The organism is Leifsonia tongyongensis (genome assembly GCF_010686705.1).
Taxonomy (GTDB): Bacteria; Actinomycetota; Actinomycetes; order Actinomycetales; family Microbacteriaceae; genus Diaminobutyricibacter; species Diaminobutyricibacter tongyongensis.
Genome location: NZ_JAAGWY010000003.1, coordinates 1 through 21,590 on the forward strand (window position 1 = coordinate 1; position 21,590 = coordinate 21,590).

16 protein-coding genes, 1 tRNA gene and 1 other RNA gene are annotated in these 21,590 nt (G+C 67.5%); 16 read left to right on the forward strand and 2 right to left on the reverse strand.

Going from position 1 to position 21,590, the window contains the following annotated elements; genetic code table 11:
• Nucleotides 1-127 precede the first annotated feature (127 nt).
• Both G3T36_RS13485 and G3T36_RS13490 read right to left on the reverse strand, forming a co-directional pair.
• Nucleotides 128-215 (reverse strand) — tRNA-Ser (locus tag G3T36_RS13485).
• Between the two features lie 44 nt (nucleotides 216-259).
• The gene (locus tag G3T36_RS13490; RefSeq protein ID WP_163290351.1) at nucleotides 260-823 is read right to left on the reverse strand and encodes a hypothetical protein; all 564 of its coding nucleotides are present in this window, start codon (nucleotides 821-823) and stop codon (nucleotides 260-262) included.
• Nucleotides 824-889: 66 nt separating this feature from the next.
• Between G3T36_RS13490 and ffs the strand changes: the two genes are divergently transcribed.
• From ffs to G3T36_RS13570, 16 genes are all read left to right on the forward strand, one after another.
• An RNA gene (gene ffs, locus G3T36_RS13495) (signal recognition particle sRNA small type) lies at nucleotides 890-986 on the forward strand.
• Nucleotides 987-1,037: 51 nt separating this feature from the next.
• A complete protein-coding gene (gene pta / locus G3T36_RS13500; RefSeq protein ID WP_163290352.1) occupies nucleotides 1,038-3,146 on the forward strand; it encodes a phosphate acetyltransferase in 2,109 nt (702 codons plus the stop codon).
• Complete coding sequence (locus G3T36_RS13505; RefSeq protein WP_163290353.1) at nucleotides 3,143-4,330, forward strand: acetate/propionate family kinase; 1,188 nt, start codon at nucleotides 3,143-3,145, stop codon at nucleotides 4,328-4,330. The genes pta and G3T36_RS13505 overlap by 4 nt, the downstream gene beginning before the upstream one ends.
• Before the next feature lie 58 nt (nucleotides 4,331-4,388).
• Nucleotides 4,389-5,681, forward strand: a complete 1,293-nt coding sequence (locus G3T36_RS13510) for an acyl-CoA thioesterase/BAAT N-terminal domain-containing protein (protein ID WP_163290354.1) — start codon at nucleotides 4,389-4,391, stop codon at nucleotides 5,679-5,681.
• Complete coding sequence (locus G3T36_RS13515) at nucleotides 5,678-6,988, forward strand: acyl-CoA thioesterase/BAAT N-terminal domain-containing protein (RefSeq protein WP_163290355.1); 1,311 nt, start codon at nucleotides 5,678-5,680, stop codon at nucleotides 6,986-6,988. Before G3T36_RS13510 ends, G3T36_RS13515 begins: the two co-directional genes overlap by 4 nt.
• Nucleotides 6,985-8,229, forward strand: a complete 1,245-nt coding sequence (locus tag G3T36_RS13520) for an acyl-CoA thioesterase/bile acid-CoA:amino acid N-acyltransferase family protein (RefSeq protein ID WP_240148544.1) — start codon at nucleotides 6,985-6,987, stop codon at nucleotides 8,227-8,229. Before G3T36_RS13515 ends, G3T36_RS13520 begins: the two co-directional genes overlap by 4 nt.
• Nucleotides 8,230-8,316: 87 nt before the next feature.
• On the forward strand, nucleotides 8,317-10,701 hold the full coding sequence (locus G3T36_RS13525; RefSeq protein WP_163290356.1) for a DNA polymerase III subunit gamma and tau: 2,385 nt from the start codon (nucleotides 8,317-8,319) through the stop codon (nucleotides 10,699-10,701).
• 3 nt (nucleotides 10,702-10,704) lie between these two features.
• Nucleotides 10,705-11,301, forward strand: coding sequence for a recombination mediator RecR (gene recR / locus G3T36_RS13530; RefSeq protein ID WP_163290357.1), 597 nt, complete (start codon nucleotides 10,705-10,707; stop codon nucleotides 11,299-11,301).
• Nucleotides 11,302-11,755: 454 nt separating this feature from the next.
• On the forward strand, nucleotides 11,756-13,045 hold the full coding sequence (locus tag G3T36_RS13535) for an aspartate kinase (protein ID WP_163290358.1): 1,290 nt from the start codon (nucleotides 11,756-11,758) through the stop codon (nucleotides 13,043-13,045).
• A 70-nt stretch (nucleotides 13,046-13,115) separates the two neighbouring features.
• On the forward strand, nucleotides 13,116-14,189 hold the full coding sequence (locus G3T36_RS13540; protein WP_338031584.1) for an aspartate-semialdehyde dehydrogenase: 1,074 nt from the start codon (nucleotides 13,116-13,118) through the stop codon (nucleotides 14,187-14,189).
• A 16-nt stretch (nucleotides 14,190-14,205) separates the two neighbouring features.
• Nucleotides 14,206-14,652 (forward strand): DUF1801 domain-containing protein, encoded by a 447-nt coding sequence (locus G3T36_RS13545; protein WP_163290360.1) that lies wholly within the window; start codon nucleotides 14,206-14,208, stop codon nucleotides 14,650-14,652.
• 42 nt (nucleotides 14,653-14,694) lie between these two features.
• A complete protein-coding gene (locus tag G3T36_RS13550) occupies nucleotides 14,695-16,170 on the forward strand; it encodes a malate:quinone oxidoreductase (RefSeq protein WP_163290361.1) in 1,476 nt (491 codons plus the stop codon).
• 147 nt (nucleotides 16,171-16,317) lie between these two features.
• Nucleotides 16,318-18,021 carry an ABC-F family ATP-binding cassette domain-containing protein gene (locus G3T36_RS13555; protein ID WP_240148545.1) on the forward strand — a complete coding sequence of 568 codons (1,704 nt, stop codon included), beginning with the start codon at nucleotides 16,318-16,320 and terminating at the stop codon, nucleotides 18,019-18,021.
• A gap of 31 nt (nucleotides 18,022-18,052) precedes the next feature.
• A complete protein-coding gene (locus tag G3T36_RS13560; RefSeq protein ID WP_163290362.1) occupies nucleotides 18,053-19,111 on the forward strand; it encodes an Rv2578c family radical SAM protein in 1,059 nt (352 codons plus the stop codon).
• Between the two features lie 117 nt (nucleotides 19,112-19,228).
• Nucleotides 19,229-20,443 (forward strand): sensor histidine kinase, encoded by a 1,215-nt coding sequence (locus G3T36_RS13565; protein ID WP_163290709.1) that lies wholly within the window; start codon nucleotides 19,229-19,231, stop codon nucleotides 20,441-20,443.
• Nucleotides 20,440-21,585 (forward strand): hypothetical protein, encoded by a 1,146-nt coding sequence (locus tag G3T36_RS13570; protein ID WP_163290363.1) that lies wholly within the window; start codon nucleotides 20,440-20,442, stop codon nucleotides 21,583-21,585. Before G3T36_RS13565 ends, G3T36_RS13570 begins: the two co-directional genes overlap by 4 nt.
• Nucleotides 21,586-21,590: the final 5 nt, after the last annotated feature.

Sequence of the window (21,590 nt, forward strand, 5' to 3'; positions counted from 1 at the left end):
CCAACGACATCGACCCCACCCGCACCTACTGGCGCAACAACCAAAAAGCCCCCGGCCGATGGCCAGGGGCTTCCTAGATGAGACCTAAGTCGCGACTCAGGTGAGACCTATGTCCCGACTCATCACATGGCGGAGAATGGGGGATTCGAACCCCCGAGGGCTTGCACCCAACACGCTTTCCAAGCGTGCGCCATAGGCCACTAGGCGAATTCTCCTGGCTGGCGCATTCCCCGTATTCGAAGAACGGCCACGAAGCATCCTACCTGCTCAGACGGGTGCCTCGCGCCGCCTGCTCCCGCTGCAGTAACCAGAAGACCAGCGCGACGAGCCCGATCGCGACCATCGTGCCCAGCCAGGCGAACACGACGAGCAACCCCAGCCGGTCGGCGCGCTGCTCGGTCGGAATCAGTGACTGGGCGCCCATGACGACCTGATTTCCGCTCCTGACCTCGACAGTCGCGAACCGCAGGCCTGCCCTCGGCTGCCAGGTGACGTGATTCGATCCCTCGGATGCAGCTGCCGAGATGACGCCCGCCGGCGGCTCCGCGAGCCGGCCGTCCAGGTAGCCGTTGCCGGAGACCGGGTGCCCGCTCGCGTCGTACACCACGACGAACGGCGCGAGGCTCGCCGCGAGGTCGACGCGTGGAAGTCCGTCGACCGTCGAGCTGGAGCCCGTGGAAAGCTCACTTGCGACCTGCGTGGCCAGCTGGGCGCCCACCTGGTCGGCGGCCTGCCGGTCGAGCTGCTGGGCGACGACGTACACCGTTCCGAGCGCGGAGGTCGCGACGACCACACCGATGATCCAGGCTGCAAGGCGATCCATGCTGGGAAAACTACGCCTCCGGCGGTCGCGCGGCATCAGCCGCTCGGATGATTGGGTAAACTGGTCAACGGCTCCTCACGTGGCGCCATCCAGGCCAACTCCCCCAGGACGGAAACGTAGCAAGGGTAACCGGGCTCTGGCGGGTGCGTGAGGGGTCTTTTTCGTTTCTGTGGAGAACTCCCCAGCGCAGATCACCCGACGGTAGGTTGGAGAGGTGTCCCACTCCATCTACATCACCTCAGCTGAAGGACACACGGGCAAATCGACGGTCGCCCTCGGCGTCCTCGAGCTCCTCTCCCGCTCCGTCGGGCGGGTGGGAGTCTTCCGGCCGATAGCCCGCTCCACGGTCGAGAAGGACTACGTTCTCGAACTGCTTCTCGGGCGCGTGACCGCGCCGGTCGAGTACGAGGAGAGCATCGGGGTCACCTACGACGATGTGCACGCCGACCCGGACGCGGCACTGTCGACCATCGTCCAGCGCTTCCATGCCGTCGAAGCCCGGTGTGACGCGGTGGTGGTGCTGGGCTCCGACTTCACCGACGTGAGCAGCCCGACCGAACTCGGCTACAACGCGCGCATCGCGGCCAACCTCGGCGCTCCGGTGCTCCTCGTCCTCGGCGGCCGCATCGGCCAGGGTCTCGGCGAACGGCTCGGGCAGGCCGATCCGCGCCCGGCCGACGATCTTCGGCAGCTGGCCGAGATCGCACAGGCGGAACTGAAAGCAGAGCACGCGGCCCTCCTTGCCGTCATCGTGAACCGGGCGGATGCAGACCACGAACGCGAGATCACCGCGGCGGTTCGCGCGGCCGTTCCTGCGCAGACGATGGTCTGGGCGATCCCCGAAGACCCGTACCTCGTAGCCCCGAGCATGCGCTCCATCCTCGAAGCGATCGACGGCACACTTGTCTCGGGCGACGAAAAACTGCTCGCCCGCGAGGCGCTCGGAGTCGTCGTCGCCGGAATGTCGATGGTGAACGTCCTTCCGCGCCTGATCGAGGGTTCCGTCGTCGTCATTCCCGGCGACCGCGTCGAGACGCTCCTGGCGGTTCTCATGGCGAACGCCTCGGGTACCTTCCCGTCCGTCGCCGGAATCGTGCTGAACGGCGGGTTCGACCTTCCGGAACCGATCACGCGCCTCATCGATGGGCTCCGCTCGACGCTTCCGGTCGTCTCCACCGACCTGGGCACCTACGAGACGACGGTTCGCATCACGAGCGCGCGCGGTCGTCTGGCCGCCGATTCCCAGCGCAAATACGACACAGCTCTCGCGTTGTTCGAGCTGAGCGTCGATGGTCTCGAACTCCTGGAGCGACTCGATGTGAGCCGCTCGAACGTGGTCACACCGCTCATGTTCGAGTTCGACCTGCTCGAGCGTGCGCGAGCGGCGGACAAGCACATCGTCCTTCCCGAGGGTGACGACGACCGCATCCTCCGCGCAGCCGCGACCCTCCTGGCGCGCGGGGTCGCGAGGCTGACGATCCTCGGCGAGCCGTTCGAGGTGCGCTCGCGCGCGATCGGTCTCGGGCTCGACCTGTCCGGTGCCGACGTGCTCAGCCCGTTCGACGATGTGCTCCGCTTCCGGTTCGCCGAAGAGTACGCGCGGCTCCGGGCGCACAAGGGGATCACGATCGACCAGGCAGCCGACACCGTCACCGACGCGTCCTACTTCGGAACGATGATGGTGCACCTCGGTCTTGCCGACGGGATGGTCTCCGGCGCCGCCCACACGACGGCGCACACCATCAGGCCGGCCTTCGAGATCATCAAGACGCGTCCGGAGGTCTCGGTGGTGTCGAGTGTGTTCCTCATGGCGCTCGCCGACCGTGTTCTCGTCTACGGGGACTGCGCGGTCATCCCGGACCCGACCGCGGAACAGCTCGCGGACATCGCCATCTCCTCCTCCGAGACGGCGGCGCAGTTCGGTATCGAGCCACGGGTGGCCATGCTCTCGTACTCGACGGGCGAGTCCGGCACGGGGGCCGATGTCGACAAGGTCAGAGCGGCGACAGCGCTCGTCCGCGAACGCAACCCGCTCCTGCCCGTCGAGGGCCCGATCCAGTACGACGCGGCGGCGGATGCGGCGGTCGCGGCCTCCAAGATGCCCGGCTCCGAGGTGGCCGGCCGCGCGACGGTGTTCATCTTCCCCGACCTCAACACCGGCAACAACACCTACAAGGCGGTCCAGCGGAGCGCCGGGGCTGTAGCGATCGGCCCTGTCCTCCAGGGTCTCCGCAAGCCGATCAACGACCTCTCGCGCGGTGCGCTCGTCGACGACATCGTGAACACCGTGGCCATCACAGCTATTCAGGCGGAACTCGCATGAGCACCATCCTCGTCATCAACAGCGGGTCGTCGTCGTTCAAGTACCAGCTGATCGACATGGACACCGAGAACGCGATCGCGAGCGGCCTCGTCGAGCGGATCGGCGAATCCTCGGGACACACCACGCACCGTGGACCTTCGGGCACGAGCGAACGCACCCTGGAGATCCCGGACCACACGGCGGGATTCCGCGCCATGCTCGACGCCTTCGCACAGAGCGGCCCCAGCCTCGACGACGACCCGCCCATCGCGATCGGTCACCGTGTCGTGCACGGTGGCAAACGGTTCTTCGAACCCACCATCGTGACGCCGCTCGTCGAACTCAACATCGAAGACCTCTCCGACCTCGCGCCGCTGCACAACCCGGCGAACCTCGAAGGGATCCGCGCGGCCGAGAAGGCGTTCCCCGACGTTCCTCACGTCGCGGTCTTCGATACGGCGTTCCACCAGACGCTCGCCCCCGAGGCGTACACCTACGCGATCGACGCGGAGCTCGCCGAACGCCATCGCGTGAGGCGCTACGGCTTCCATGGGACGAGCCACAAGTACGTCTCCGAGGAGGCGGCACGATACCTCGGAAAGCCGCTCGCCGACCTGAAGCAGATCGTGCTCCACCTCGGCAACGGGGCGTCCGCCTGTGCAATCGACGGCGGACGATCGGTCGACACCTCGATGGGGATGACACCGCTGGAAGGGCTCGTCATGGGTTCGCGGTCGGGAGACATCGACCCGGCCGTGCTGATCCATCTCAGCCGCAGGGCCGGTCTCGACACCGACGGTCTCGACGAACTCCTCAACCGCCGCAGCGGCCTCGTAGGGCTGGCGGGTCGCGGTGACATGCGCGACGTGACGCGGGCCGCGGCCGGCGGTGACGCATCCGCCGAACGGGCGCTCGCGACCTACCTGCACCGGCTCAAGCACTACATCGGCGCCTACTTCGCCGTTCTCGGCGGCCTCGACGTCATCACCTTCACTGCCGGGGTGGGCGAGAACAGTGAAGTCGTCCGCGCCGGAGCGCTGGAAGGGCTGGGCGCGCTGGGCATCCGGCTCGATCCCGAACGGAATGCCGTACGCAGCCGCGATCCGCGGACGATCTCGGCCGACGACTCTGCGGTGACGGTGCTCGTGATCCCGACCGACGAGGAGCTCGAGATCGCGCGGCAGACGCAAGCCGCCATCGCCTGACCCGGCCGCACTTCCAGCGGCCTGCGCCTGCGCTCATACTGGGACCAGTGGTGTTCTGATGACGCGGCATGCACGAACAGCAGCAGTAGGACTGCTCCTCGCCGCCCTCGCGCTCGCAGGGTGTTCGGGGGAACCGCAACGCGCGCAGGTCGGTCCGCATTTCGTCACCGCGCCGCTCGTCTACCTCAGCACAGTGCTCTGGCCGCCGCCCCTCTCACTGGTCGGGCTGACGCCCGGGTCGCGCATCCAGCTCGAGGCCCGAGTCGACGCACCGGGCGGCCGCTGGGAATCGGATGCCACCTACACCGTGCCGAGCACCGGCATCATCGACCTCAATGCGGTTCGACCCCAGCTCGCACCGTTCGGGACACCCGACTCGGCGGGGCTCATCTGGTCGCTCCAGGGACCCGACCTCGCACCCGATGCCGCTGCGCGCTTGTGGACCGAGTCGACCGTCGGGGTGCACATCGCAGCCGTCGACGACGGTCGGGTGGTCGCATCCACCGTGCTCGAGCTCGCGGGGCTCGGGACGGTCATGACGCCGCTGGTCGTGCTGGCCGACGAGCTCGGTGGCACCCCGGCGAACCCGTCGACGGCTGAGGACGACTCGCCGGCGGGGCTGTTCTACGACCCGCGGGGCCCCTTCCACCCCCAGGCGCCCGCCGTGATCGTGTTCGACGACGACTCCACCGGGGCATCTGAACCCTACGTCGGGCCGCTGCTCGCACTCTTCGGGATCGGCGTGTTCGTGGTTCCGGTCGAGCGCGCCGCCGACCAGGTCCACGTCAGCTCGACCATCACTACTGGGAAGATCGGCGCGATCATCGGCTGGCTCCAGGGACGCTTCGACGTCGACCAGAAGCACATCTTCGTCTACGGTTCGTCGCAGTCGGAGCCGCTCGCACTCTGGACGGCCGCGCACTTCCGGTCCCACATCTACGGCGCGTTCGGGGCGGGCGGCGCCACCGCGCTCCTCTGCCGGTCGCCCGAGGGCGCCTCGACGATCTTCGATGCCTCGGGTCCGGTGCCGTGCGAACGCAACAGCCAGACCGTCTTCGACTCGAGCGTGGCCCCGCTGAGCGGCATCGCCGGCCCCGTGGTCCTCGCGTGCACCCGGTCGGACGAGGTCCTCCCGAGCGCCTGCGACTGGCAGGACGCCGCGATGCGGCTCCGCGGCAGGCACCCGGACGACGTGGACATCCGTGTTGACGGCGCGGCGCACGCGATCACCGTTCCGCCGGGTCTTCCGCTCGAACTGCCCCCGGCGCCGGCTGCACAGGCGACCGAACGGGCGAGGGTCGCGTTCTGGGAGGCTGTCGGCCGGACCCTCGTCAGGACGGCCAGATCGTGACCCGTCGACATGATCGACCACTGTACGCCACCGCGGCCGTCGCGTTCGCCGTCGTCTTCGCGACAACCGTTTCGGGATGCACGGCCGATGCCGGAACGCCGGGAACCCGCTTCGTCATCGGTCAGCTCAATGCGAGCGCCACCGACCCGGTCACCATGTCGATCGTCGGACTGCAGCCCGGACTCGACGTCACGGTGGAAGCGACGGTGACCGCGGCCGGGGAACAGTGGAGTTCGCGGGTGGTCTACCCGGTCTCGCCGAGCGGCTCGGTCGACCTCGCCGTGGCCCGACCATCGATGGCTCCTTATCCTGAGGCGGATGCGTCCGGTCTCCTCTGGTCACTCGAAGGACCGTCGCAGAGCCAGCCCCAGCTGGAACGCACCTGGGCCGACGGTGACCGCGATATCGTGCTCGCCGCAAGCGAGGGCGGCCACGTCGTTGCGACAGCCACGATCCATCGGCCGGGGCTCGCCGGATTCGCCACCGTCATGCCGGCTTTCGCCGGCGACGTCGTGCAGGGTGCGAAAGGCAAGCCGATGGGAGGCACGGCCTACGATCTCCGCCTCGGCACGTTCTACAGGCCGGTGACCCTGGTGGAGGGTCGCAAACCGGCGGTCATGCTGATCGACGGCGACGACGGGGGTGCATCCGCCCCGTTCATCGCAGGCCAGCTGGCCCGCGATGGTTTCCCGACCTTCGTGCTGCCCGCATTCGGGCCGGAAGGCCAGATCCCCGGATCGTCGGCCCTGTCGGTCGAAGCGTTCGACGCGGGCCTCGCCTGGCTGCGCGAACAGCCGAATATCGACCCCCAGCGCATCTTCACGTTCGGATCCTGGCGCGCGTCGGCTCTGGCACTCTGGCTCGCAGCGAATGAACCGCAGCGTGTCTACGGCACCATCGCCGTCTCCGGTGCAACAGCGCTCCTGTGCACCTCGGCCTCGGGCACCGCGATCATCACCCACGACGGTGTCGGTGTTCCGTGCGAAGACCCGAGCCGTACCATCGCCGACATGGCGCTCATCCGGCTGGATCGCATCCCCGGTCCTGTCCTGCTGGCCTGCGGCGAGTTCGACGAGGTGCTCGGAAATGCGTGTTCGTGGCTGGGCGCCGGGGTGAGCATCCGCGGGGCGCGTCCGGGTGACGAGTTCATCCGCGCGCCGGGCGCCGGGCATGCGATCGCCGTTCCGCCGATGCTCCCGGTCGGGCTCGCCGAACTGGATCCGGCGACAGCGCAGGCGACGGAACAGGCCCGTGTCGCCTTCTGGTCGGGAGTGGAGCTCATGCTGCAGGCGGCGAGCCGATCATGATGAGACGACTGCGGGCCGCGGTCGCGGCGGTCGCCCTGCTCGGGCTCTTCAGCGGGCTCGCGGCCTGTACGACGGGAGGTTCGTCCCCGCTCGGTGCGCATTTCATCGTCAGCAAGGATCCGAGCGCATCGTGGTGGCCGCTCGACATCTGGGTCGAGGGCCTTGTGCCCGGCCACCAGGTGACCGTCGCGGCGAGTGCGAACTCGAGCGGCCGATGGACGTCACGAGCGACCTACGGGATTCCGGCGGATGGAGTGGTCGACCTGGGGACCGCGATGCCTGAACTCGCGCCATTCAGCAAACCGGATGCAATGGGACTGTTCTGGTCGCTGGCGAGATCGGGTGCCGGCGCGGCCTCGACGAACAGCGAATGGGGTGACGGGACCGTGACGATCGACCTCACGGCCTCCGTAGATGGGCGCGTGGTCGCCCGCTACGCCGTTCATCGCATGGGTCTCGGGACCATCGTGGCTTCGCATGCTGTATTCGACAGCGGATTCCTGGGCGACTTCTTCTCGCCGACGGGCAACGCGATCGGGCTGCAACCCGCCGTTCTGGTTCTCGGCGGGGGCGACAACGGGATGCAGTCAGGAGTTCTGGCGGCGGCGCAGATCGCCGGTTTCGGCTTTCCGACGCTCGCGTTGTCCTCCTTCGGGTCGACCGGGGGAGTGCTGCAGTCGGGCACTCTGCACGCGGAGACTCTCGTCGCCGCGCTGGCGTGGCTTCGCCAGCAGCCGGGGGTCGACAAGGATCGCGTCTTCGTCTTCGGTGCCTCCCGCTCGGCGCCGCTCGCGCTGTGGGCCGCGGTGAATTATCCCTCGCTCGTGTTCGGTGCGTTCGCGCCCTCCGGGACGACCGGCGTCATCTGCACCTCGCCGGTGCCGGTTCCCGCGATCACCGTCGGAGGCGCCTGGGTGCCGTGCACGACGGGCACGAGTGTCGTGCGAGCCGCCGACGTGCTCCCGCTCCAGGAGATCCAGGGCCCCATTGTTCTCGCCTGCGCGGGCGAGGATGAGACCTTGCCGAACTCCTGCGACTGGATGACCGCCGGTGAACGGGCGCGGGGGAATCAGTTCGGGGACACGTTCCTCCGTGCATCCGGTTCGACCCATGCGCTCTACATCCCTCCGTACACGCCGCTGTACCTGCCCCCGTCGCCGACGGCGCAGGCGACCGAGAACGCGCGGGCAGCATTCTGGAGCGCCGTCGAGCGCACGCTGCACAGCGCGAGCCGCACGTGACGCGCAGCAGGTTCCGGATGCTCGGAGCGGGCTGCGCAAGCCTGTGGATGAGACTCTTCTGTCAGCGGCGCCAAGTAGCATAGGGGGGTGGTCACAGCCCTCTATCGCCGGTATCGGCCAGACACTTTCGCCGAGATGATCGGGCAGTCGCAGGTGACCGAGCCGCTCATGACCGCCCTCCGCACCAACCGGGTGAACCACGCGTACCTGTTCAGTGGCCCTCGCGGGTGCGGCAAGACGACGTCGGCGCGAATCCTGGCCCGCTGCCTGAACTGCGCGGAAGGCCCGACCGATACACCGTGCGGGGTGTGCGCGAGCTGCGTCGAACTCAGCCGCGACGGCGGCGGCTCGCTCGATGTCGTCGAGATCGATGCGGCCAGCCACAACGGTGTCGACGACGCGCGCGACATCCGTGAGCGCGCCATCTTCGCTCCGGCGCGCGACCGCTACAAGATCTTCATCCTGGACGAGGCGCACATGGTCACGCCCCAGGGGTTCAACGCGCTTCTCAAGATCGTCGAAGAACCGCCGGAGCACGTGAAATTCATCTTCGCGACGACCGAGCCCGAGAAGGTCATCGGCACCATCCGGTCGCGGACGCATCACTACCCGTTCCGGCTCGTTCCGCCCGCGCAGATGCTCGACTACGTGCAGAAGCTCTGCGACGCCGAGGGAGTGACCGTTGCGCCAGGGGTTCTGCCGCTCGTCGTCCGTGCCGGCGGCGGTTCACCGCGCGACACCCTGTCGCTGCTCGACCAGCTGATGGCCGGCTCAGAAGGCGCCACCGTCGAATACGAGCGTGCGGTGGCCCTGCTCGGGTACACCCACGCAGCGCTTCTCGACGATGTGGTCGATGCCATCGGCGTTCGCGACGCAGCAGGGGCGTTCGCCGCGGTCGATCGCGTGATCCAGACCGGCCAGGATCCTCGACGGTTCGTCGAAGACCTCCTCGAGCGCCTGCGCGACCTGATCGTCGTCGCCGCCACGAGCGCTGAGGGTGCCGCCGCCGTTCTCCGGGGAGTGCCGCAGGACGAGCTCGATCACATGGGCGTCCAGGCCACGAAATTCGGGGCCGCCGAGCTGTCGCGCTCCGCCGACATCGTCAATGCCGCCCTGACCGAGATGACCGGTGCGACGTCGCCGCGCCTGCACCTCGAACTGATGATCGCGCGCATCCTCGTCCCCTCCAGCGATGCGTCCGAGCGCGGTGCTCTCGCGCGGGTCGAGCGACTGGAGCGGCGTATCGGCGTCAGCGATGCGGTCGACGTACCCTCAGGGGCGGCGCCTTCGCCTGACGGTGCTGCTGCGATCCGGCAGGCTGCGCCGGCGCGGCCTGCTGCGGCGACACCTGCCGTGGCGACGTCTGTCGCGGGTGGGTCTCGCGGCCAGGAGCCTGCTGCTCCTTCTGTTTCTGCTGCGGCAGCGGCGCCCGCCGGTGCCCAGGCCGCCGCGGTTGCTCCGGTCGGCCCGGTCACGACCCAGCAGGTCAAGGACGCCTGGCCGCAGATCCTCGACGCCGTGCAGACCGCGAAACGCAGCGCGTGGATGGTCGTGTTCACGGCACAGGTGCGCTCCCTGAACGACGACGTGCTCTCGCTCTCCTTCCCGAGCGACAACGATGTGGCCAGTTTTCGCCAGCAGGGCGCGGGGCAGGGTGTCAGCGAGTATCTCCGCCAGGCGATCGTGGACATCCTCGGCATCCGCGTGAAGTTCATCGCGCGCGCTGACGGAGCGCCTGCGCCGGAGCCTGCGGCACCTGAGCCTGCGTCCGCGCCCGCTCCTGCTCCTGCTCCTGCTCCTGCTCCTGCTCCTGCTCCTGCTCCTGCTCCTGCTCCTGCTCCTGCTCCTGCCGCGAGTGTTCCGCCCGCTCCTGCTCCTCCCGCTGATGCTTTGGCCGCTTCCTCCGGGCCCGATTCCGCAACTCAAGCGGCTCAAAAGCCTGTATCGCAGAAGGCTGCGCCGCAGAAGCCTGTAGCGCAGAAGGCTGCGCCGCAGAAGCCTGTAGCGCAGGAGTCCGCGCCGCAGAAGTCTGTAGCGGAGAGGTCCGCGCCGCAGAATTCTGCGCCGCAGAAGCCTGCTGCGCAGAAGCCGCCGGTGCAGGCGTCCGCAGCCCTGACCACGAGCTGGGCGACCGTGGCGATTCCCGGCTCCGGGCCGGTCGCCGTCGCCGATGCATCACCGGTCGGCGTCGCCGTCGTCCCCGACGACGTGCCGTTCGACGATGTCGCACCGCCCGAGACAGAGCCGCCGTTCGAGCCGCCCGTGCCCGATGAGCCCGGGCAGGCGGCCGACGTCGCCCAGCCCACTCAGAGCCGGTCGGAGACCCTCGTCGAACGCTCTTCGACGGTCTCGCCTGGCCGGCCGGCGCCGAAATTCCAGGAACCGCAGCGCTACGGCGAATCCGTCGTTCGTGAGATCCTCGGCGCGAGCTTCATCGAAGAGCAGCCGGTACAGCCCGGCGGGGCGAGGTAGCACGTGTACGAAGGCATCGTCCAGGAACTGATCGACGAGCTCGGCCGCCTTCCCGGCATCGGGCCCAAGTCGGCACAGCGCATCGCGTTCCACATTCTGCAGACGGAGACCTTCGACGTCACCCGCCTCGCCGAAGTCTTGCTTGAGGTGCGCGACAAGGTGCGGTTCTGCGAGATCTGCGGCAACGTCTCCGAACAGGAGACCTGTTCGATCTGCCGTGACCCCCGACGCAACCCCGCGCTGATCTGCGTCGTCGAAGAGGCCAAAGACGTCGTGGCCATCGAACGCACCCGCGAATTCCGGGGTCTGTACCATGTGCTCGGCGGCGCGATCAGTCCGATCGACGGCGTCGGCCCTGACGACCTCCGTATCCGCCAGCTCATGCAGCGCCTCGCCGACACCACTGTGCAAGAGGTGATCATCGCCACCGATCCGAACCTCGAGGGCGAAGCGACGGCGACCTACCTCACCAGGTTGCTGAGCGCGCTCGAGATCCGTGTCACGCGTCTTGCATCCGGACTGCCTGTCGGCGGCGACCTCGAATACGCCGACGAGGTGACTCTCGGCCGCGCGTTCGAGGGGCGCCGCGTCGTCTCCTGACGAATTCTGCCGCTACCCATCGGTACAGGCGTGTGCTTGCAGGAATTCAGGAACTCCTGTGACAGCAGTGACGGGAGTGCACCTTTTCGGCCCCGATTCGCCCCATTGGTGCGCATCCGTCACACGGATTCCTGAATTCCTGGCCCACCCACCGGCGCGGGACCCGCGCACGGCGTTCACAAAACAGGAGTTCCTGTGACAGGAGTGGCGGAAGCGCAGCCGATCGGCCCGGATTCGCCACAGTGGTGCGCATCCGTCACATGAACTCCTGTTTTATGAACGCGGAGGCCTTACGAACGCGGAGGTCTTATGAACGCGGAGGTCTTACGAACGCGGAGGCGGGGCGCCTGCCGCTCCGCCGGCCGGCGCACGTCATATTCCTGAGGCGTCAATCGGTGGCCGATAGAATGGATGCTCCGGCGATGATCGCCCCATCCCACCCCCAGGAGTGTTCGTGGCCCTAATCGTGCAGAAGTACGGCGGATCGTCCGTCGCCGACGCCGAGAGCATCAAACGCGTGGCGAAGCGGATCGTCGAAACCCGTAAGGGCGGAAACGAGGTCGTCGTCGCCGTGTCGGCGATGGGCGACACCACCGACGAACTGCTCGACCTGGCGCACGACGTCACCCCGATCCCCGCACCGCGCGAGCTCGACATGCTGCTCACGGCCGGCGAGCGCATCTCGATGGCACTTCTCGCCATGGCCATCCGCAGCATGGGCTACGACGCACGCTCTTTCACGGGCAGCCAGGCCGGGATGATCACGGATGCTCAGCACGGCGCCGCCCGCATCGTCGACGTGACCCCGGGGCGCATCCGCGACGCCCTCGATGAGGGTGCGATCGCGATTGTCGCGGGCTTCCAGGGTTTCAACCGCGACACCAAGGACATCACCACCCTGGGTCGGGGCGGCTCCGACACCACCGCTGTGGCACTGGCCGCCGCCCTCAACGCCGAGATCTGCGAGATCTACACCGATGTCGACGGCGTATTCACCGCCGACCCCCGCGTCGTGCCGATGGCACGCAAGATCGACCGCATCACCAGCGAGGAGATGCTCGAACTGGCGGCTGCGGGGGCGAAGGTGCTCTACATCCGCGCGGTCGAGTACGCACGACGGCACGGCGTGACCCTTCACGTCCGGTCCTCGTTCAACAACAACGAAGGCACGCTCGTCCTACATGAGAATGCGGCCCGTGCCGCGAAGCAGGAAGACGGAAGCACTGTGGAAGAACCCATCATCGCCGGGGTCGCGACCGACCTGAGCGAAGCGAAGATCACTGTCGTCGGAGTGCCCGACGTTCCTGGCAAGGCAGCCCAGATCTTCAAGATCGTCGCCAAGACCGACGCGAACGTCGACATGATCGTGCAGAACGTCTCGGCGGCTTCGACCGGCCTCACCGACATCTCGTTCACTCTCCCGAAGTCGGAGGGCCAGCGTGTGCTGACCGCTCTCAAGGCGGAGCAGGGCGACGTCGGTTTCCAGAACCTCCAGTACGACGACCAGATCGGCAAGCTGGCGCTCGTCGGTGCCGGGATGCGCACCAATTCGGGCGTCTCGGCGAAACTGTTCGAGGCCCTCTACGAGGCGGGAATCAACATCGAGATGATTTCGACGAGCGAGATCCGGATCTCCGTCGTCACCCGAGCCGACAGTGTGAACGAGGCTGCGCGCGTGGTCCACCGTGCGTTCGGGCTCGATGGCGACGCCACGGCGATCGTCTATGCGGGCACGGGACGCTGAAGTAACGGGAATCATTCCTCTCAGCTCGAAGTTCTACCCTGACAACCCAGCAACCCGCGAAGGATCGATCGTGAGCGAATCCAGAGAATTCACCGTAGCCGTCGTCGGCGCAACCGGCCAGGTCGGCAGCGTGATGCGCCGTCTGCTCGAGGAGCGCGCGTTCCCAATCAAGCGCATCCGGTTCTTCGCGTCGGCACGGAGCGCGGGAACGACCCTTCCCTTCAAGGGCGAAGACGTCGTCGTCGAAGACGCCGCGACGGCCGACCCGAGCGGGATCGACATCGCACTGTTCTCAGCGGGTGCAACGGGGTCGAAGGCGCAGGCGCCGCGCTTCGCCGAAGCGGGTGCGATCGTCATCGACAACTCGAGCGGCTGGCGCATGGACCCCGAGGTGCCCCTCGTGGTCAGCGAAGTGAACCCCGAAGCCATCGCGGATGCGCACAAGGGCATCATCGCGAACCCGAACTGCACCACCATGGCCGCCATGCCCGTCTTGAAGGTGCTCCATGACGAGGCGGGTCTCGAGCGCCTCATCGTGAGCACGTACCAGGCCGTCTCCGGTTCGGGCCTTGCCGGTGCTGAGGAGCTCGCCGGGCAGATCCGCGCCGCGGTGCAGGACGAGAACCTTCTGCAACTGGTGCACGACGGTTCGGCCGTCGACCTCCCGGCACCCGTGAAGTACGTTCGTCCGATCGCGTTCGACGTCATCCCGCTGGCGGGTTCGATCGTCGACGACGGCCTCAACGAGACCGACGAAGAGAAGAAGCTCCGCAATGAGAGCCGCAAGATCCTGGGCCTGCCGGAGTTGCTGGTGAGCGGAACCTGCGTGCGGGTGCCGGTGTTCACCGGCCACTCCCTCTCGATCAATGCCGAGTTCTCGCGCCCACTGTCACCGGAGCGCGCGACCGAGCTTCTCACCTCCGCTCCCGGCGTGGTCGTGACCGACGTGCCGACGCCGCTGGAGGCCGCCGGCAAGGACCCGAGCTTCGTCGGACGCATCCGGCAGGATGAGGGCGTGCCCGGAGGCCGCGGCATTGCACTCTTCATCAGCAACGACAACCTCCGCAAGGGCGCAGCGCTGAACGCCGTGCAGATCGCCGAGCTGGTGGCCGCGCGCCTGGCGACGGAGTCCGTCCCCGCGTAGGCGCGCTCGAACCCTCATGGAAAGCGCAGCCGTGCCGCAGGAGGTCGAGGCCTACTTCGACGCCCTCGACAGCGACAGGCGCGCCGTCGTGCTGCCGGTCTTCGAGACGGTCCGTGCGGCGATGCCTGATGGTTACCGCCTGGGGATGCAGTGGCGGATGCCCGGATGGGTGGTGCCGCTTGAACGGTTTCCGGACACGTACAACAAGCAGCCACTCGCGTACGTCAGTCTTGCGGCACAGAAGAACTACAACTCGCTGTACCTCATGGCCATCTACAGCGACACCGAGGAGGATCGCCGGTTTCGTGCCGCCTGGGCCGACGGCGGGCGAAAGCTCGACATGGGCAAGAGCTGCCTCAGGTTCAGGACGCTGTCCGACGTCGATCTCGATGTGGTCGCCCAGACGGTCGCCGCGTTCCCGGTCGAACGGTTCCTGGCGATCTACGAGCGCATCCGGGGCTGACCGCCGTCCCGGGCCCCAGGAATGCCCCATTACACTTGACGGGTGAGTAATTCCCCCATCGACGTCGTCCTCATCGGTGGCGGCATCATGAGCGCAACGCTGGGCGCCCTCATCCAGCGTGTGCAGCCCGACTGGTCCATCCGCATCTACGAGAGTCTGGGCGAGGTCGCCCAGGAGAGTTCGAACCCGTGGAACAACGCCGGTACCGGTCACGCGGCCCTGTGCGAGCTGAACTACATGCCGGAGGCGCCGGACGGCAGCGTCGATGCGTCGAAGGCGATCAGCATCAACGAGCAGTTCCAGCTGAGCCGCCAGTTCTGGGCGAGCCTGGTGAAGGCGGGCGACCTGCCGGATCCGCGCGGGTTCATCAACTCCACTCCTCATATGACCTTCGTACGCGGGCGTGACAACGTTCGGTACCTGCGCCGCCGATATGAGGCGCTCAAAGACCAGCCGCTGTTCGCCGGCATGGAGTACTCCGAAGACCCGGCGGTGATCGCCGAGTGGACCCCGCTCCTCATGAAGAAGCGCTCGCAGAAGCAGCGCGTCGCCGCGACCCGCGTACCCGCCGGCACCGATGTCGATTTCGGCGCACTGACTCGTGCGCTCACCGAGAACCTCATGGCCCGCGGAGCCCAGGTCGCGCTGAATCACCGCGTTCGCAGCATCCGCCGCACGAAGGACGGCCTCTGGAAGCTTCGCGTACGCCACGAAGTCGGCAACACCCCGCATGAGGTCACGGCAAGATTCGTGTTCGTCGGGGCGGGCGGTGGCGCTCTGCACCTGCTGCAGAAGTCGGGCATCCCCGAGATCAAGGGCTTCGGCGGTTTCCCGATCAGCGGCCAGTTCCTTCGGACAAGCGACCCGAAGATCGTGGCCCAGCACCAGGCGAAGGTCTACGGCAAGGCCGCCGTCGGCGCGCCGCCCATGTCGGTGCCGCACCTCGACACCCGTGTCGTCGACGGAGAGGCCTCGCTCCTCTTCGGACCGTATGCGGGCTTCAGCCCGAAGTTCCTGAAGACAGGCTCGTGGTGGGACCTCCCCGGCTCGATTCGCCCGTCGAACATCGGCCCGATGCTTGCGGTTGCGCGGGACAACTTCGATCTCATGAAGTATTTGATCAGCGAAGTGCTGGCCAGCCGTGAGAAGAAGGTCAAGGCCCTCAAGGAGTTCATGCCCACTGCTCGCAGTGAGGATTGGGAGCTGATCACCGCGGGCCAGCGCGTCCAGGTGATGAAGAAGGACGAGAAGAAGGGCGGCGTGCTGCAGTTCGGCACGGAGGTGATCGCCGCCGAAGACGGCTCGATCGCCGGCCTGCTCGGCGCATCGCCGGGCGCGTCCACGGCTGTTCCGATCATGCTGGATGTGCTCGAGCGCTGCTTCCCGGAGCGCTACCCGGCCTGGCTGCCGACACTGAAGAAGCTCATCCCGACGATCGGGACGACGCTGAACGACAAGCCGGCCGAAGCTGCGAAAGTCAGTGCCGCAACGGCGCAGACCCTCGAACTCGCTGCGTAACCGCACTGGACAGGCGCATCCGAAGGATGTTAGCCTCGTCCCCGCTATGAAGTAGAAACCTTCTTTCGTCCCGCGCCTGAGGCAGCCGTTGCGCACGCCCGGCGGGAACCGCCTCCGTACGCGGAGTGTTTCGAGAGAAGGTCTGCCTTGGCATTCCCCAACGTCTTCCACGATGATTTCGCGCCGGTGACCGGCGCAGTTCCGGTTGCGGCGCAGTCGACGACCGTCTACCTGAAGGCCGATGGCCTGTCCCGCACGTACGGAGACCACCGCGTGCTCACCGACGTCTCGCTCACCGTGTCCACAGGTCAGCGACTCGGCCTGATCGGTGAGAACGGTGTCGGCAAGTCGACGCTGCTGCGTCTTCTCGCCGGGATGGAGGCGGCGGATGCGGGATCCATCACGCGCCCGCTTCGCACCGGCATCCTCTGGCAGGAGGTACGCTTCGCACCGTCGCAGACGCTCGACGACCTGCTCGAGTCGGCACTGAGCGAGGTGCGGGCGATCGAGCGGGAACTCGAGGCTGCGGCGAACGCTCTGGCTGACGGGGATGAGGGTCGCTACGAGCGGGCCCTCGAGGCGGCTGAACTCGCCGGCATCTGGACGATCGATTCCCGTCGAGACGAACTCCTGGACGGCCTCGGGGTCGGCGGGATCCCTCTGACCCGGCGGCTCTCCGAGGTCTCCGGCGGTCAGCGCAGCAGGTTCGCGCTGGCGGCGCTCCTGCTGGAGGGACCGGATGCGCTCCTCCTCGACGAGCCGACGAACCACCTCGACGACGACGCCTGCGCCTTCCTCGAGCGCCAGCTGAAGAACTGGAGCGGTCCCGTGGTCTTCGCGAGCCACGACCGGGCGTTTCTCGACGCGGTGGCGACGAACCTCCTCGACCTGGACCCCGCACGGGACACGCGTGTCACGTTCGGCGGCAACTATTCGGACTACCTCGTCGCCAAAGCCGAGGAGCGGGCGCGCTGGGAGCGCCGGTTCGCCCAGGAGCAGGACGAGCTGAAGGCGCTGAAGTACGCCGTCGACGTCACGGCCCGAAGCATCGCCTTCTCGGGTCGCCCTCGGGATAACGACAAATTCGCCAAGCACTTCAAGGGCGGTGCCCTCGACAAGCAGATCAGCCGTCGGATCAGGAATGCATCCGGCCGACTGGACGAGCTCGACCGGACCCAGGTGCGCAAGCCGCCTGCGGTGCTCAGCTTCACGGGGATCCCCTCGGGCTCTCATGCCCTGGGCGATGCGGAAGGCGTGCTGCTGCACGTGGCGGATGCGCGGATCGGCGACCGTCTCGACGTCGCGTCGTTCCGTGTCGAGCCGCAGTCGCGCATCCTGATCACCGGGTGCAACGGAGCGGGCAAGTCGACTCTGCTCGGTGCGCTCGCCGGGTCGGTGGCCCTCGACGCGGGCTTCGTGAGCCGGCGGAAGGGGCTCCGGGTGGGGATGCTCGAACAGGACGTCCGGTTCGGTGACCCGAACGCGTCGCCGCGCCGGCTGTTCCGTGACAGCGTGGGCGAGAAGCGCGCCGAGTCGACCCCGCTGGTCAGCCTCGGGCTGATCGCGCCGCGCGACATCGACCGCCCGGTCGGTGCGCTGTCGATCGGTCAGCAGCGGAGGCTCGCGCTCGCCCTGATCCTGGCGAAACCGCCCCATGTGTTCCTGCTGGACGAGCCGACGAACCATCTGTCACTCAGCCTTGCGACGGAACTCGAGGATGCGCTCGGCGCGTATCCGGGTGCGGTCGTCGTCGCGAGCCACGACCGATGGCTTCGCTCGAACTGGGACGGTGAGCGTGTCGAGATGACCGATGGCCGGGTCGTAGCGCGCGACACACCGGGGGAGGGTTGACGGAGATTCGAACATATGTTCGAATTGTCCCATGCGGTGGAGCGGACAGGAACTGGCTGTGGAGGAGCCTTCGGCGCTGCCCGGGCTTGCGCGGCTGAACAACCTGGTCCGCTCGGTGAAGACGCCGGAGTTCGCGGGCATCACGTTCCACGAGGTGCTCGCGAAGTCGGCGCTCAACAAGGTTCCGGGCGCCAGCGCCATGCCGTTCGGGTGGACGATCAACCCGTATCGTGGATGTTCGCATGCATGCTCCTACTGTTTCGCGCGGCCGACGCACACCTACCTCGATCTCGACGCGGGCAAGGATTTCGACAGCGAGATCATCGTGAAGATCAATGTCGCAGACGTCGTGCGCAAAGAGCTGGCGAAGCCGAGCTGGGGGCATCATCCGGTCGCGCTCGGTACGAACACCGATCCGTACCAGAGGGCCGAGGGCCGCTACGCGCTCATGCCGGGGATCATCGGAGCGCTGACCGACTCGGGAACCCCGTTCAGCATCCTGACGAAGGGAACCCTGCTCCGACGCGATCTCGACCTCATCGTCGCCGCGTCCGAGCACGTGCCCGTCGACCTCGCGATGTCGATCGCCGTGTACGACGACGAACTTCAGCAGTCGGTCGAACCGGGCACTCCGACGACGAAGGCTCGCCTTGCGGCGGTGACCGCCATTCGTGAGCACGGCCTCGACTGCGCGGTCTTCCTCATGCCGATCCTCCCGTACCTCACCGACACCCGCGCGCATCTCGACGAGGCGCTGCGGCAGGCGAAGGCAGCAGGCGCGACATCCGTGCTCTACTCCGCCCTTCATCTGAAGCCGGGCGTGAAGGAGTGGTTCTATCTCTGGCTCGAGCAGGCGCATCCCGAACTCCTGCCCAGCTACCGCAAGCTCTATGCAGGCGGAACCTACGCGCCCAAGGGCTACCGGCAGTGGCTCGCCGCCAAGATCACACCGATGATCCGTGCCCACGGTCTCGAGCGGGGCCACGAAGACCCGCTCACCGGCGGGGTCCGCTCGACCGCGCTCGGCAGGAGCGAACTCGCACCCGACGCCGCGCTCACGGCACTCGAAACCCAGCCGACCCTGTTCTGAAACTCGAGGCGACCCCTACAACTGGGGTACAAATATTTCCCAGTGGGGTACACGCGGCGGTCATCCGGTGAAATAATCCGAAGAGTCTGTGCTTCGAGCCTGTTTGGGGGGGTGCCCATGTCGCTGGGGCTGCCGATCCACCTCGCCCGCGCAGCGAACAGCCGCGCACTCGCGGCAGCCGCCCAGGCAGCCGCGTTCGTCTGCCTGGTGTCGGCGTCCATCAACCTCCTCATCGCCGGGCTGGGCTCGGCCAGAGGTCTCACCTGGTACGCGCCGCTCGTGCTCGTACCGATGGCAGCCCTCCTCGTGCTCCTCAGCAGGCGGCGAACGACCATCCTCACCATCGCGTACCTCGTCGTCGGCGCCGCATCCACCTACCTGTACGCGGTCGCCGTGCTCACCTACACTCCGAGCTACCACAACACCAACCTCTTCGTGATCGCGCTCCCCATCGTCGCTATGACCCTCGTCGGCGGCACCGGGACCGGCGCCCTCGCCGGCATCCTCTGGGCCACCCTGGGCTTCGCGCTGGCCGAGGCCGCCGTCTACCTGGCCGCGATCACCGCCGGCCGGGCCTTCCACACCGACGCCATCTCGCTCGGCGCCTATCTCCTGATCGTCGGGGTGCTGGCCTACGACGGGCTGACGCGGGGTGTCCGCAGCCGCCCGCAGTCGGCCATCCACCGCGCGATCCGCGACAACCGCGAAGCCGAAGTGCGGCGGGAGGTCGCCGTGGAATCCGCGGCGGAACTCCACGACACCGTGCTCAGCGAGCTCGTGACCATCGCGAACTCGATCCCGGGACCGCTGCGGCCGCAGCTTCGGCGACGCATCGAATCCGATCTGCGCCAGCTCGGCCAGGACCCGACCGCGGGAGTGTTCGAGCGCCGCATCGCCTCGCTCGACGGGGCGGAAGCCTGGTACGAGAGCGACCTGCGTGAAGCGATCGAGCTCGCCCGCGATGAGGGCCTCTCCGTCGAGGTCTCCGGCGAAAGGGAAGCGCTCGGGCTGCTCAGCAACGAACGTCGCAAGGCTGTCGGGCTCGCGGTGAGGCAGTGCCTCGTCAACGTCCTGAGACATTCCGGCAGTGCGACCGCCGAAATCGCCATCTCCGCCTCCGAGTCGAGCGTCTCGGTCCTCGTCGTCGACTCCGGTCGTGGCTTCACGGCATCGGCCGCTGCCGCGGATCGGCTCGGCCTGCGCAACTCCGTGCATGATCGAATCGAGCGGGTCGGCGGATCGGTCACGATCTGGTCAAGTCCCGACGTCGGAACCACCGTCATGATGCTCGTGCCTGCCTCGCACGCGGATGCAGAGGGCATGGCGTCATGACGGACGGCGAAAGGACGCTCCAGCGCCTCGACCCGATCGGAGCCATGTCCGCCTGGCCGCTGGGTCCCGTAACAGCCGTCGTCGTCATGGCGTACGCGGTGTACTCGACACTCACCCACCTCGGCCAACTCACGAACCCGGCGCTCGCCTGGCTCGCGCTCGCCGTCATCGGTGCGGCGGTCGTCTACTTCGCAGTCCGGTCGCGTCCGAGCGTCGCGCCCTTCGGCAGACGCGCGCTGATCGTAGTGGTCGGGCTCTCGACGATCGCGAGTACGCTGTTCACCCTCTCCGTCTGGGGCCGGAACCGGATCCTCCAGGATGACTGGGGTCAGATCGCCGTCGCCCTCATCTTCATCACCCTGCCGCTCTACCGCCCGATCACAGAAGTGGTGACCGCAGCCGTGTTCGCTGCCCTCGTGGTCGGCATCGAGGCGGGGCTGGAGGGGCCGTCCCTGTCGATCGCCAACAACCCGCTCGTCTATTTCATCGTCGCAGCGACGCCTGTCATCGCTCTGGCGCTCGCGGGGAGCGCCTACGCGTGGGTGATGACCGCTGACACGCTCCGCTGGAACGAAGCGGCCCGCGAGTCGCAGGTGCGTCTCGACCCCGAACTGCGGGAAGGAGCGGCTCGGATCATCCACCAGGAGCAGGTGACCCTCCTGAACAGCGGAACGGTGCCGTTCTTCGCCGACCTTCTTGCGCGGGACGAACTATCGGCTGACGACATCGACCGTGCCCGCACCATCGCGGCGTCGGTTCGACGCGCCGCCGTCCACGACATCGATCGCGGCTGGCTCGAAGAGAGCGTCGTCCGGTCGGTCGGGCACCAGGCTCCGGATGCGGTCAATGACCCCGACAGGCTGGCGAATGCTATGAGCGAAGAGCACCGGGGGATCGTGGGTGGGACGATCGCTTCGGCGGCGCGCGCCCGCGGGTTCGACCCCGCGTCGCTCTCTATCGAACTCGCGGCCGTCGGTGGCCGCGCCCATGCCATCATGAGCGCTCGGATCGACAGCCCACGGCGAGAGCTTCGCACCTCCTTCATGCCCTTCCTGGCGGCGCTGCGCGCTGTCTCCTCCGACGCCACGCTGGACGTCCAGGATGGTTCTGTGACGCTACAGTTCTCCTATGGCGAGTCCTGAAGTAC